Raw genomic sequence first — 12694 nt, 5'->3', positions numbered from 1 at the left:
ATGCTCTTTCTCTCATTTACTGCATTAAAAGCTGGTGTTCACTTCGTACCGTTCCCGAACCGTCATGGCCCGGGGTGCTCCCTATTTAAGGAACGGGGCAGAAGGACGGAAGGTCAATGACTGCACCGGGAGGGCAGGGGTCAAAGGTGAAGATGACCAGGGTGCCCAGAATGATGATGACAGCGGAAGCAACGTAGAGGACCACCTTGAGGGTCATGCGGGTGCCGTTACGCTCTGCGTAGTCGTTGATGATGGTGCGGACACCGTTGGTGCCGTGCAGGATAGCTAGCCACAGCATGGCCAGATCCCATACTTGCCAGAAAGGTGACGCCCACTTGCCGGCAACAAAGCCGAAGTCAACGGCGTGGATGCCATCGCCAACCATGAGGTTCACGAAGAGGTGGCCGAAGATCAGGACAACCAGAATCACACCGGACAGGCGCATGAACAACCAGGCGACCATCTCAAAGCTTGAGTTGGAGCCCTTGTTGCGCTTGTACTTCGGCGACTGTGCGCTGTTGCTGCGCGGTGCTGCGATGGAGTCGGTGCTCATTTAGTGCCCCCCGAAGAAATTAGAGAAGACAATGGTGAGGTGACGAATGAGGAATGGAATCATGGTCACAGCCCACAGTGCAAGAACGCCCCAGAGTAGCTGACGCTGGTACTTGGGGCCCTTCTTCCAGAAGTCGATGGCAATGATGCGCAGGCCGTTGAAGGCGTGGAACACAATTGCGGCGACTAGGCCTGCTTCGCCAAGGCCCATGATGGGGTTCTTATACGCCCCAATGACTGCTGTGTACGCCTCTGGAGACACTCGAACCAACGAGGTGTCCAGAACGTGCACCAGCAAGAAAATAAAAATCACTACACCGGTAATACGGTGTCCCACCCATGACCACATGCCTTCTCGGCCGCGATACAGAGTGCCAGCTGGTTTTGTCGGCACTGAATAAACCTTCCTGCGTCACCGTTGCGCTGGCGTGGTTCCACGCGGAGAAACGCACACGGCGTGAGCACTCATAACTTGTGCCTAATTTAGGCTTAGCTAACAGCATATTCAACTTAGGCACTCCTTGCTCTATGCATCACATCACAGCTGGGCCACAAAATGGCGGAATTTGGGGCCTTTAGTGCTGTGTCGATGCCGCGCTGCTCACCATTTCCTGTGCCCTTTGGCCTGGCCGTTCAAGTACGACGACGGTGTGCCCGGCTACCAGCCCGGCGTGCACCCCTGGGTGGATCTTTCTACATCACAGTGTGTCCGTGGACGCTGCAAGCCCTTCCGTACATGGTCATCGCCTATGGTGGTCTTGATGAATACGCAAAATTTGGTTGAGTCCCAGCAGCCCGCTCCAGACCCCATGGACAGGTTTTACGCAGTAATTCCCGCCGGTGGTGTTGGCACGCGGCTGTGGCCGCTATCCCGCGCGGCCGCCCCTAAGTTCCTCCATGATCTGACCGGCAGCGGCAGTACCTTGATCCGGGCCACCTACGATCGCTTGGAGCCGCTCAGTGGCGAAAAAGTTCTCTTGGTGACAGGGGAAGCTCACCGCGAAGCCGTCTGCCGCCAGCTGCCTGAAATTGCGGATAGGAATCTGGTCCTGGAAACGGAGCCCAAGGATTCCGGTGCAGCCATTGGCTTGGCTGCTGCCATCCTCTTCATGCGTGACCCCGCGACCATCATGGGCTCCTTCGCCGCCGATCAGGTCATTAGCCCGGTGGAAGAATTCCAGGACGCCGTGCGTGAGGCCGTTTATACGGCTGCCACAGGAAAGATTGTGACTATCGGCATTAAGCCGACCCACCCTTCCACCGGGTTCGGTTACATCCGCACGGGTGAACCGCTGGATGTTGCCGGCGCGCCCAGTGCCCATACGGTAGTTAAATTCGTCGAGAAGCCCAGCGAGGAAATCGCCGAGCAGTACCTTGCCAGCGGTGAATACAACTGGAACGCCGGAATGTTTGTAGCCCCGGTTGAATTGATGTTGCGTCACCTCAAGGCCAATGAGCCGGTCTTATATGAAGGCCTCATGGAAATTGCCGCAGCCTGGGACACCCCGGACCGGATCGCCGTGAAAAACCGCATCTGGCCCACGCTGCCCAAGATTGCTATTGACTACGCCGTGGCCGAGCCCGCAGCCGACGCCGGAGATGTGGCTGTCATTCCTGCGACGTTCAGCTGGGACGACGTGGGCGACTTCGCCGCGATCGCCCGCCTGAGCAGCGCCAAGGAAGACAAAAACGTCAAGGTCATTGGCGAGGGCGGCCGTGTCTTCACCGAGGACAGCACCGGGATTGTCGTCACCGATACCAAACGCGTCATCGCCCTGATCGGCATCCAGGACGTTGTAGTGGTAGATACTCCTGACGCGCTGCTGATCACCACCCGCGCGCACTCCCAGATGGTCAAGATGGCTGTTGACGGTCTCAAGGCACGCGGCGACACCGACGTTCTCTGACGGTGTCCGTACCGGCCCAGCGGCACTGCGCTGAGTTGGTTAGTGAGTCAGTCGCCCAGCGGCACTGCGCTGATTCGCTCAGCCGACCAGCGGCACGGCACTGCGCTGATTCGCTCAGCCGCCCAGCGGCGCGGTACTGAGTTGGCTGATCGCTGAGTCGCTTAGTCGCTGGGCGACGTCGGGGCAAATGGCTGTCATGGAGTTGGCGGCTTGTGTAATGCGACGCCGCTAATGTCAGCGCTGGTCGCTGACACGACTAGAGTTTGAGCCGTGCGCAATTACTCGCTGGAAACAGAAGCAACTGAGTTGGTAGGCCCCTGGCTGGAGCCTTTGCTGGCTGACGTGGTGGAATTCCGTCGGGACCTCCACGCCCATCCCGAGTTGTCGTTCCAGGAGTTCCGTACCTCTGAAAAGATCTACGAACGCCTCGTGGCAGCCGGCCTATCTCCCCGCCGCCTGCAAAGCACCGGGGTGATTGTGGATGTTGGCGAAGGCCCCATTGCAACGGCATTGCGCGGTGACATTGACGCACTCCCCATCATTGAAGAAACCGGGCTGCCTTTTGCCTCCCGCAATCATGGTGTGACGCATGGCTGCGGCCATGATTTCCACACCGCTACCATGCTCGGCATTGCCTTGGTCTTGGCGAAAATGCATGAGAGCAAGCCCTTGGGCGGCCGCGTGCGGATCATTTTCCAGCCCGCTGAGGAAACGCTGCCAGGGGGCGCACTGGCGTGCATCGATCAAGGGGCACTGGACGGTGTGCCGCGCATTATGGCCCTGCACTGTGACCCACGCATTGACGTTGGCAAGATTGGTACCCGCATCGGACCCATCACCAGCGCTTCAGACACCATCAAAATTGAGCTCACAGGACGGGGTGGGCACACCTCGCGCCCCCATCTGACCGAAGACTTGGTTTTTGCCTTGGCGCAGATCGCCATCAACGTTCCCGCCGTCCTCTCCCGCCGTGTCGATGTCCGCAGCGGTGTTTCAGTGGTCTGGGGCCAGATCAGTGCCGGAGCAGCACCCAACGCCATCCCAGGGCACGGTGTCATGAGCGGCACCATGCGCTGCTTGGATCGTGAGGCGTGGCATGCGGCCGGTGAACTGCTCGACGCCGTGGTGCAGCAAGTTGCCGCGCCGTTTGGCGTTGACGTCTTCCTCGAGCACACCCGCGGAGTTCCTCCCGTGGTCAACTCCGAACACGAGACCGCGGTGATCGAGGCGGCAGCCCGCGCCGAACTGGGGGACGATTCGGTGGTGCTGGCTCCGCAGTCCATGGGCGGGGAGGATTTTGCCTGGTTCCTGCAGGGTATCCCTGGATCCCTCATGCGGTTGGGTACACACGTCCCCGGAGGAGAAGAATACGATCTCCACCGCGGTGACTACATCGTTGATGAACGTGCCCTCTCCGTGGGCATTCGCGTGCTATGTGCCGCAGCTCTACGGACGCTTCGCGACCCCGCCGGAGAGTAGCGCCAGTCCGCTTGCGGACAGGGTGGCTGACAGGGGGACGGACAGGGTAGCGGATAGCCCCACCGCGCGGGCCCATAGCAGCCCCGAGGAACGAACACCATACTGGTGTGTCACGGTTTGTAACGGTTGACCAACGATGAACCTGGCTAGGCCGTCCTGGGGTGGCCGCTGGTGAGCTATGACACTAGGGTATTGTTAGCGCCGCAACACTGGGGTGTGGCAAGGTAATCGCATTCATTTCATCGGCTGGACCAGCGTTGTTCCGGAAAACAGGTGGGGTTGGATGACGCCTGCGTTGCCTAGTCAATGCTCCAGTGAGGCCACCAATCGATGGAGGAACCTTGAAAAATATGCTTCTTAGCACCGCTAAGACCTTTAAGCGCGGAGCCCTTGTGGGCACCATTACCCTGAGCGCTACCGCGCTCCTGCTCACAGGCTGCGGCCAGGCACCGCCCGCCGCAGGCGAATCTAGCTCGCAAAACCCGGCGGCAGCCAACTTCCTTGGCTGCATCGTTTCGGACTCCGGCGGATTCGACGATCAGTCATTCAACCAGTCCTCCTACGAGGGCATGCAGAGCGCCGTCAAGGATCTTGGCATCAAGATGAAGGAAGCACAGTCCACCACCACCGCAGACTTTGCTCCGAACCTGGCCACCATGGCAAGTGCCGGTTGCAACCTTACGGTGACTGTCGGCTTCTTGCTGGCTGAGGCCACAGGAACGGCCGCCAAGGCCAACCCCGAGCTGCACTACGCCATCATTGATGACAACAGCATCAAGGCCGACAACGTCAAGCCCATTGTCTATGACACGGCTCAGGCTGCCTTCATGGCCGGCTATGTTGCGGCATCGGTGTCCAAGACCGGCAAGGTGGGCACATTCGGCGGCATCAACATCCCCACCGTCACCATCTTCATGGATGGCTTCGCTCAGGGCGTTGACTACTACAACACCAAGCAGGGCAAGGACGTGAAGGTTCTTGGCTGGAACGTCAAGAGCCAGCAGGGTTCCTTCGCTAATACCTTTGAGATCATCCAGGAAGGTACCAAGACCACCAACAACCTGATTGCAGAAGGCGCCGACGTCATCATGCCGGTTGCCGGGCCGCTGGGCAAGGGTGCAGGAGATGCCATCCTGGCCGCCAACAAGACCGGCAAGGATGTCAAGCTCGTCTGGGTTGACTCCGATGGCTTCCTGACCGCCCCCACCTACAAGGATGTTCTGCTCACCTCGGTGATCAAGACCATGGGTGAGGCTGTGGAAACAGTGGTCAAGGAAGACCTGGACGGAAAGTTTGACGCCACTCCGTACATTGGAACCCTGGAAAATGGTGGCGTAGCCTTGGCTCCGTTCCATGACCAGGACAAGTCCGTCTCGGCTGACACCAAGACACAGCTTGAAGAGATTAAGAAGAGCATCATCGACGGGTCCATCAAGGTCGAATCCGCGGCCAGCCCGAAGTAGTAACTGCACGTGGGTATTGGGGGTCGCCAGTGGCGGCCCCCAATGTCCGTTGTACGAGCCGTGATCAATACCCTCGCAGATGGGCTAAAACGTTGAAATTAGAATTACGGGGCATTACCAAGAGCTTTGGTTCCCTGGTGGCGAACGACCACATCGACCTGGTGGTGGAATCAGGACAGATTCACAGTTTGCTGGGCGAAAATGGGGCGGGAAAATCCACGCTCATGAACGTGCTGTACGGGCTGTATTCACCCAGCTCGGGACAGATCTTAGTTGATGACGTTCCCGTGACCTTCTCCGGCCCGGCAGATGCCATGGCCGCTGGCATTGGTATGGTGCACCAGCACTTCATGCTGGTCCCGGTATTTACCGTGGCCGAAAACGTCGCTTTGGGGGCCGAGTCAACATCGTTTGGCGGCGTCCTGAATTTGTCTGAAACTCGGCGAAAGATCCGCGAGATTTCAACACAGTTCGGTTTTGACGTGGACCCGGATGCGCTCGTTGAGGACCTGCCCGTTGGTATCCAGCAGCGGGTGGAAATCATCAAGGCGCTGGTGCGTAACTCCAAGATTCTGATTCTTGACGAGCCCACCGCCGTCCTCACACCGCAGGAAACCGACGAGCTCATGGACATCATGGGACAGCTCAAAGCCGGCGGTACCTCCATCGTGTTCATCTCCCATAAACTGCGCGAGGTGAAGGCGATTTCCGACACCATCACCGTCATTCGCCGCGGCAAAGTGGTGGGTTCGGCAAGCCCTGACGCCTCCACCACGGAGCTGGCCGAGCTCATGGTGGGCCGCGCCGTCAACCTGACCTTGAACAAGGCCGACGCCACACCCGGTGCGGAAACGTTCAAGATCAACAATCTGACTGTCATGAACGACGCCGGGCAGAGACTTCTCGATGACGTCACCTTGAGCGTGTCCCAGGGTGAGATCCTCGCCATTGCCGGGGTACAGGGCAACGGCCAGACCGAACTCACCGAAGCGGTGCTGGGTCTGCACAAGCATGTGCTGGGTTCCATTACCTTGGACGGGAAGGAACTGGTGGGCAAGAGCGTCCGTCAGGTCTTGGACTCCGGGGTTGGTTTTGTTCCCGAGGACAGGCAGGACGACGGCCTGGTGGGCGAGCTTTCCATCGCCGAGAACCTCATCCTTGATCTGTATAAGAGCGCTCCGTACTCGCGGGCGGCCACATTGAACCGTGCCGCCATTGCTAAAAATGCTGTTAATAAGGTGGCGGAGTTTGACGTCCGCGCCCAGTCATCACAGGATGCTGCGGATACCCTTTCCGGCGGTAACCAGCAAAAGGTAGTTCTGGCCAGGGAACTGTCCCGGCCGTTGAAGCTGTTCATTGCCTCCCAACCCACCCGTGGCGTGGATGTAGGCTCCATCGAATTCCTCCATAAACGCATCGTGGCAGAACGTGACGCTGGCACACCGGTCGTCATCGTCTCCACCGAACTGGACGAAGTCCTTGAGCTGGCTGACCGGATTGCGGTGTTGTTTGCCGGCCGGCTCATGGGGATCGTGCCAGGAAAATCCAGCCGCGCACTGCTTGGCCTCATGATGGCCGGGCTGCCCATGGCAGAAGCACAGGAACAAATGAAACCCCAAAGTGAACCCGGCTCTACCGAGGAAGGAGCGCAGCCATGAGCGGAACAGATAAAAATGTCCCGGCAGAAGAAACTCCGGGAACACCCGGCGCTCCGGGCACTCCCGGTGCCCCCAACATCCCAGGCGCCACAGGCACCCCAGGAGCAACAAGTGCACCCGGAACGGTGACAGCAACATCCGCTCCCGGCAATGCAGCTAAGCCAGGTAAGCCGGAGCAGGAAAGCAGCGCCAGCCAAGTAGTCCGCGAGATCATGAGCGGCGGCGCCATGATCTCGGTTCTGGCAGTCGTTGTGGCCCTTGTTATTGGTGGCATTCTGATCGCCGTGACAGACACCCGCGTCACCACGGCCCTCGGTTACTTTTTTGGCGACCCCATGGCAACGCTCAAGGCCATTTGGGCCTCGATTTCCGAAGCGTACGGAGCACTGTGGCGTGGAGCCACCTATGACCCGGGTGCACGTACCTGGCAGGGGCGGCTGGGTATTTTTGAAACCCTGACGTTCGCCACCCCGTTGATCCTCTCCGGTTTGTCAGTGACGCTCGCTTTCCGGGTTGGACTGTTCAACATTGGTGCCAAGGGCCAAATCATCCTCGGTGCCATCTTTGCCGGCGTCGTAGGTTTCATGATTGAACTCCCGCCGGGCATCCACCTGCTGGCCGTCGTACTGGCCGGCGCCATTGGTGGTGCGCTGTGGGGCGGAATCGCTGGTTTCCTGAAGGCCAAGACCGGTGCTCACGAGGTGATCGTGACCATCATGCTCAACTACATCGCCGTGTCGTTGGCGCTGTACCTGCTGAAGAACCAACTGCGGGACCCCAGTAGCAGCAACCCCATCAGCCCGCGCATGCATGAAACGGCCATGTTCCCGCTGCTTCTTGGACCCAACTACCGCCTCCATGCAGGCCTGATCGTGGCCGTGCTGGCCGTAATCTTGGTGTCTTGGTTACTGAACAGGTCCACCCTGGGCTTTGAATACCGTGCCATTGGTGCCAACCCCCGGGCTGCACGAACCGCCGGAATGTTGGTATCCCGCGGCTACATCACCGTCATGCTGATTTCCGGTGCGTTGGCGGGATTGGCTGGTGTCACACAGTTGGCCGGTACCGAGAAGATTCTCGATGCCGACATTGCCGGCAGCATCGGCTTTGACGCCATCACCGTTGCCTTGCTGGGACGTTCCAAACCGTGGGGGACGTTCTTTGCGGCGATTCTCTTCGGCGCCTTCAAGGCAGGCGGCACATCCATGGCGATCAACGCCAACGTCTCCATTGACATCGTGGCCGTGGTGCAGTCATTGATTGTGCTCTTCATTGCCGCACCGCCACTGATCCGGTCCATTTTCCGGATCAAGGAAGCTCGCAGCGAAGGAGTCAGTGCATGAGCATCATCACCAAGAGTGAGACGCCCAAGGTTGCCGATGCGGTAGCCGTCCGAAGCTGGAAACTGCCCATCCTCCTGGGCGTACTGGCCCTGTTCGCCGTCGTCGTTTTCGTTGTCTTAGGCCCCAGTGGCACGGCAACGTTCCGTATTTCCCAAGACACAGATGCCTGGCAGGTGCCCAACCTGGTTGTTCCGGCGAAGGCAGTCGGCGTGCTGGTTTCAATCATTTGCGTGGCGCTGGCCTACCTGGCGTGGCGCCAGACACGTGACGCCGGGAAGATCGCCAAATGGGTTGTTATGACCTTCGCCGTGGTCTTTGTGGTGGGCATGATGGTCTGGATCATTGGCGGGACCACCACGCAGAACATCACACTGGTGGGCTTGTTCTCCGGCGCCATGCTGATCACCACCCCCATCTTGTTCGGATCCATGTCCGGCGTGCTTTCCGAGCGTGCCGGCGTGGTCAACATTGCCATCGAGGGCCAGCTGTTGGCTGGAGCTTTCACGGCGGCACTCGTAGCCTCCATCACAGGCAACGCTTATGCCGGACTCATTGCCGCGGCTGTTGCCGGTGTGCTCGTGTCAGTGCTGCTGGCCTTGTTCAGCATCAAGTATGTGGTGAACCAGATCATCGTGGGTGTGGTTCTGAACGTGCTGGTCTCGGGTCTGACCGGGTTCCTGTTCGAGAAGATCATGAAGACCAAGGTTGATGGCCTGACCATTTACAACCAGCCGGCCCACCTGCCCAACATCTCTATTCCGCTGCTCTCGGAAATCCCCATCATTGGCCCCACCCTGTTCCGGCAGTCAATCATTGGCTACTTCATGCTGATTCTGGTGGTTGCCCTCTGGTTCGGTTTGTTCCGAACCCGTTGGGGTTTGCGTGTGCGGGCCGTGGGTGAGCACCCCAAGGCCGCCGACACCGTAGGTATCAACGTCAACCGCACCCGCGTGTTGAACGTCCTGGCCGGTGGAGCCGTGGCCGGCATTGGCGGCGCGTACTTCACGCTAGTTGCCGTGAGCAGCTTTAGTAAGGACATGACCGGCGGGCTGGGCTTCATTGCCTTGGCCGCGCTGATCTTTGGCCGCTGGAATCCGATCGGCGCAGCCCTGGCGGCGCTCCTCTTCGGTGTGGCAGGAAACCTGCAAAGCATTCTCTCGCTCGCAGGCACCCCGATCGACGGCCAGTTCTTGGCCATGTTGCCGTACGCATTGACCATCTTGGCCGTGTCCGGATTCGTGGGACGGGCACTCGCCCCTGCCGCGGACGGCGAGCCCTACATCAAGGAGTAGCGCATGAGCACTGACATGCTCGACGGCGGCTGGGAGCCTCTGCGCCTAGCCGCCACCGCGGCCCTGGCTCACGCCTACGCCCCATATTCGAACTATCCCGTGGGGGCTGCGGCCCGGCTCGCGGACGGCAGCATCGTCTCGGGGTGCAACGTGGAAAATGCCAGCTTTGGACTGACCCTGTGCGCCGAATGCACCATGGTCGGTGCTGCCCGCATGAACGGCGGTGGACTCATCACCGAGTTCTACTGCGTGGATGGCAAAGGTGAAATCCTCATGCCCTGCGGACGCTGCCGGCAGCTACTGTTTGAATTCAGCACGGCGACTACGCGCATCATGACGTCCTCGGGAGCCAAAACCATGGACGCCATCCTGCCCGACGCCTTTGGCCCAGAGAACTTGAAGGACTAGTTATGACTTCGCTTGGAACATTCGCCGCCGTTGACATCATTGCCACCAAGCGCGACGGCGGCAAACTCACCCCGGAACAAATCGCCTGGACCATTGCGGCGTATACCCACGGCGAGATCGCCGAAGAGCAAATGGCCGCCCTGAACATGGCCATTTTCCTCAACGGCATGGACCGCGAGGAAATCTCGCAGTGGACGGCAGCCATGATCGCCTCGGGGGAGCGGTTGGACTTTTCAGCGCTCCGCTCGGCTACCGGAGCCGTGATGCCAACCACTGACAAGCATTCAACCGGCGGCGTGGGAGACAAGATCACCTTGCCGCTCTCCCCACTCGTAGCAGTATTTGGCGCGGCTGTGCCACAACTGTCTGGTCGGGGTCTGGGGCACACCGGCGGCACCTTGGACAAGCTGGAATCCATCCCGGGCTGGCGCGCCGATGTCACCGCCGAGGCCATGATGCGCCAGCTCTCCGATGTGGGTGCGGTGATCTGCGCTGCTGGCGGAAACCTGGCTCCGGCAGATAAGAAACTGTACGCACTGCGTGATGTCACCGGAACAGTTGAGTGCATCCCGCTGATTGCCTCTTCCATCATGAGCAAGAAGATTGCTGAGGGCACGGCGGCACTTGTCCTGGATGTGAAGGTGGGAAGCGGAGCGTTCATGAAGACTGTGGAGCGGGCCCGCGAACTGGCCCAAACCATGGTTGCACTGGGCACCGATGCCGGCGTTAAAACAGTGGCGCTGTTGACGGATATGTCCACGCCGTTGGGCTTGACCGCCGGTAACGCCATTGAAGTTGAAGAATCACTGGAGGTGCTGGCCGGCGGGGGCCCCGAAGATGTAGTGGAACTGACGGTGAAGCTGGCGGAAGAGATGCTGGACGCTGCCGGCATTCGCGGTGCCGATCCGGCGGCTGCGCTCAAGGACGGGCGAGCCATGGATGTTTGGCGCCGCATGATTCGCGCTCAGGGCGGGGACCCCGACGCCGCGCTGCCCACGGCACGCGAATCCGAGGTCATTCTGGCACCTGCCGACGGTGTATTGGTGGGCTTGGACGCCATGGCTGTGGGCGTTGCCGCGTGGCGGCTCGGTGCTGGGCGGGCGCGCAAGGAAGATGCCGTGCAAGCCGGGGCCGGAGTGCGCATGCACGCCAAGCCTGGTGCCGTGGTGCGTGCTGGAGAGCCGCTCATGACGCTGCTGACCGACACCCCCGGGAAGTTCCAGAGCGCCAAGGAAGCGCTCGAGGGCGCCGTCACCATTGCCCCCGACGGATCTCGTCCGGCAAACCAGCTCATCATCGACCGCATCGCCTAAGCAACGCTCTATCACCTTTTGGGGTGTTTTTGCTGACGCTCTATCACCTTTTGGGCTGTTTTTCCCGACGCTCCTGCACTAAGGCACTACGGCACTGACACACGAAGCGGGAGGCTTCCTTGCCCATTGCGCAAGGAGGCCTCCTGCCGTCGTGCCTGGGAATTGTTGGCTGCGGGCGGACCTGAGTCCAAAGGAGTACAGAACCCCTGAGAATATCCTCCGATGGGTGGATACCACGGCGGCTTAAGCGTGGGAAACTTTAGGAAGACAACCACCACAGAAGAGGAAAAATCCACGGTGGACTTCCTGCACCTCATTGATCAGATCAACGTCATGATTGAACACTCCGCTGCCCAGTGGTGGGTCATTCCGCTGGTGGCTCTGTTCTGTCTGATTGACGGTTTCTTCCTTTTCCTGCCCAGCGAAACAGCCATCGTGGCACTGGCATCGATTGCCTCCAGGAACGGCTATCCCAACATTTGGCTGCTGATCCTTGGCGCGTCCATGGGCGCCATCATTGGTGACAACATTGCCTACTGGATGGGTCGGAAACTTGGTGTTCAGCGCTTCGCCTGGATGCGCCGCCCCCGCGTTGCCAAAGCTTTTGCTTGGGCTGGCATGGAATTAGACAAGCGCGGAGCAGTCCTGATCTTCACTGCTCGGTACGTCCCCGTGGGCCGGATTGCTGTCAATTTCACGGCTGGCGCCACGTCGTTTCCGTGGCGGCGCTTTGTGGTCTTGGACGGTATTGCTGTGCTGACATGGGCCAGTTATTCGGTGGCTGTGGGCACGTTTGCCGGACGCTGGGTGCACGATAATCCGCTGCTGGGGGTCGGAATTGCCATTGCATTTGCCATTGCGATCGGCATCTTCGTGGACCACGCTCTGAAACGCGTGCACCGGCATTTGGATCGCCGAGGCCACAAGAGCGGTTCCGCTGGCACAACGCCAGGTGAGCCAACTGCGCCAGCTGAAGGAACTATGCCAGGTGAGCCAAGTCCGCCAGCTGTAGCACCTACGCAGGCTGACCCTAACGGTACGCCGGAGCCGGGTGCCCTGGAGCCGGGTGCTGTGGAGCTAAGCAGCCCTGAAGCGCCCGACGCCGGAGAAGGTGACGGACACACGGTGGTGGGTGCCGCCGTCGTCCATCATTGTGGTGGAAAGGGCAGCGGGAAGAGTAGCGGGAAGAGCGGCGCCACGGTTGGTGCTGTGTCCCCAAACGCCGCCGTGGGTGCCGGATTTCACCAGCTCTGAGCCGCGCCCAACTAGCGTCGGGCCC

11 protein-coding genes are annotated in these 12694 nt (G+C 60.0%); 9 read left to right on the top strand and 2 right to left on the bottom strand.

The window, feature by feature from the left end; translation table 11 throughout:
- Positions 1–85 precede the first annotated feature (85 nt).
- Both AS189_RS17070 and sdhC read right to left on the bottom strand, forming a co-directional pair.
- On the bottom strand, positions 86–553 hold the full coding sequence (locus tag AS189_RS17070) for a succinate dehydrogenase hydrophobic membrane anchor subunit (RefSeq protein WP_062291584.1): 468 nt from the start codon (positions 551–553) through the stop codon (positions 86–88).
- Positions 554–946, bottom strand: a complete 393-nt coding sequence (gene sdhC / locus AS189_RS17065; RefSeq protein WP_074711603.1) for a succinate dehydrogenase, cytochrome b556 subunit — start codon at positions 944–946, stop codon at positions 554–556.
- 367 nt (positions 947–1313) lie between these two features.
- On the opposite strand from sdhC, the gene AS189_RS17060 reads away from it, so the two are divergent.
- The 9 genes from AS189_RS17060 to AS189_RS17020 all read left to right on the top strand — a co-directional run bounded on the left by AS189_RS17060 (position 1314) and on the right by AS189_RS17020 (position 12669).
- Positions 1314–2459 carry a mannose-1-phosphate guanylyltransferase gene (locus tag AS189_RS17060; protein ID WP_062293956.1) on the top strand — a complete coding sequence of 382 codons (1146 nt, stop codon included), beginning with the start codon at positions 1314–1316 and terminating at the stop codon, positions 2457–2459.
- Between the two features lie 270 nt (positions 2460–2729).
- The gene (locus AS189_RS17055; protein WP_062291580.1) at positions 2730–3938 is read left to right on the top strand and encodes an amidohydrolase; all 1209 of its coding nucleotides are present in this window, start codon (positions 2730–2732) and stop codon (positions 3936–3938) included.
- Positions 3939–4288: 350 nt separating this feature from the next.
- On the top strand, positions 4289–5401 hold the full coding sequence (locus tag AS189_RS17050) for a BMP family lipoprotein (protein WP_062291577.1): 1113 nt from the start codon (positions 4289–4291) through the stop codon (positions 5399–5401).
- 92 nt (positions 5402–5493) lie between these two features.
- Positions 5494–7059: an ABC transporter ATP-binding protein gene (locus tag AS189_RS17045; protein WP_062291576.1), complete on the top strand. Its 1566-nt coding sequence runs from the start codon at positions 5494–5496 to the stop codon at positions 7057–7059.
- Positions 7056–8402 (top strand): ABC transporter permease subunit, encoded by a 1347-nt coding sequence (locus AS189_RS17040; protein WP_062291573.1) that lies wholly within the window; start codon positions 7056–7058, stop codon positions 8400–8402. The genes AS189_RS17045 and AS189_RS17040 overlap by 4 nt, the downstream gene beginning before the upstream one ends.
- Complete coding sequence (locus AS189_RS17035) at positions 8399–9694, top strand: ABC transporter permease (protein ID WP_062291570.1); 1296 nt, start codon at positions 8399–8401, stop codon at positions 9692–9694. Before AS189_RS17040 ends, AS189_RS17035 begins: the two co-directional genes overlap by 4 nt.
- A 3-nt stretch (positions 9695–9697) precedes the next feature.
- Positions 9698–10102, top strand: a complete 405-nt coding sequence (locus AS189_RS17030; RefSeq protein ID WP_062291566.1) for a cytidine deaminase — start codon at positions 9698–9700, stop codon at positions 10100–10102.
- A gap of 2 nt (positions 10103–10104) precedes the next feature.
- The gene (locus AS189_RS17025; RefSeq protein ID WP_062291559.1) at positions 10105–11415 is read left to right on the top strand and encodes a thymidine phosphorylase; all 1311 of its coding nucleotides are present in this window, start codon (positions 10105–10107) and stop codon (positions 11413–11415) included.
- A 249-nt stretch (positions 11416–11664) separates the two neighbouring features.
- Entirely contained in the window at positions 11665–12669 is a 1005-nt protein-coding gene (locus tag AS189_RS17020; RefSeq protein WP_237759911.1) for a DedA family protein, read from the top strand.
- The last annotated feature ends 25 nt before the right edge of the window (positions 12670–12694 follow it).

Origin of the sequence: Arthrobacter alpinus, assembly GCF_001445575.1 — a bacterium.
GTDB lineage: Bacteria > Actinomycetota > Actinomycetes > Actinomycetales > Micrococcaceae > Specibacter > Specibacter alpinus_C.
This window is presented reverse-complemented; position numbering and strand designations above follow the sequence as displayed.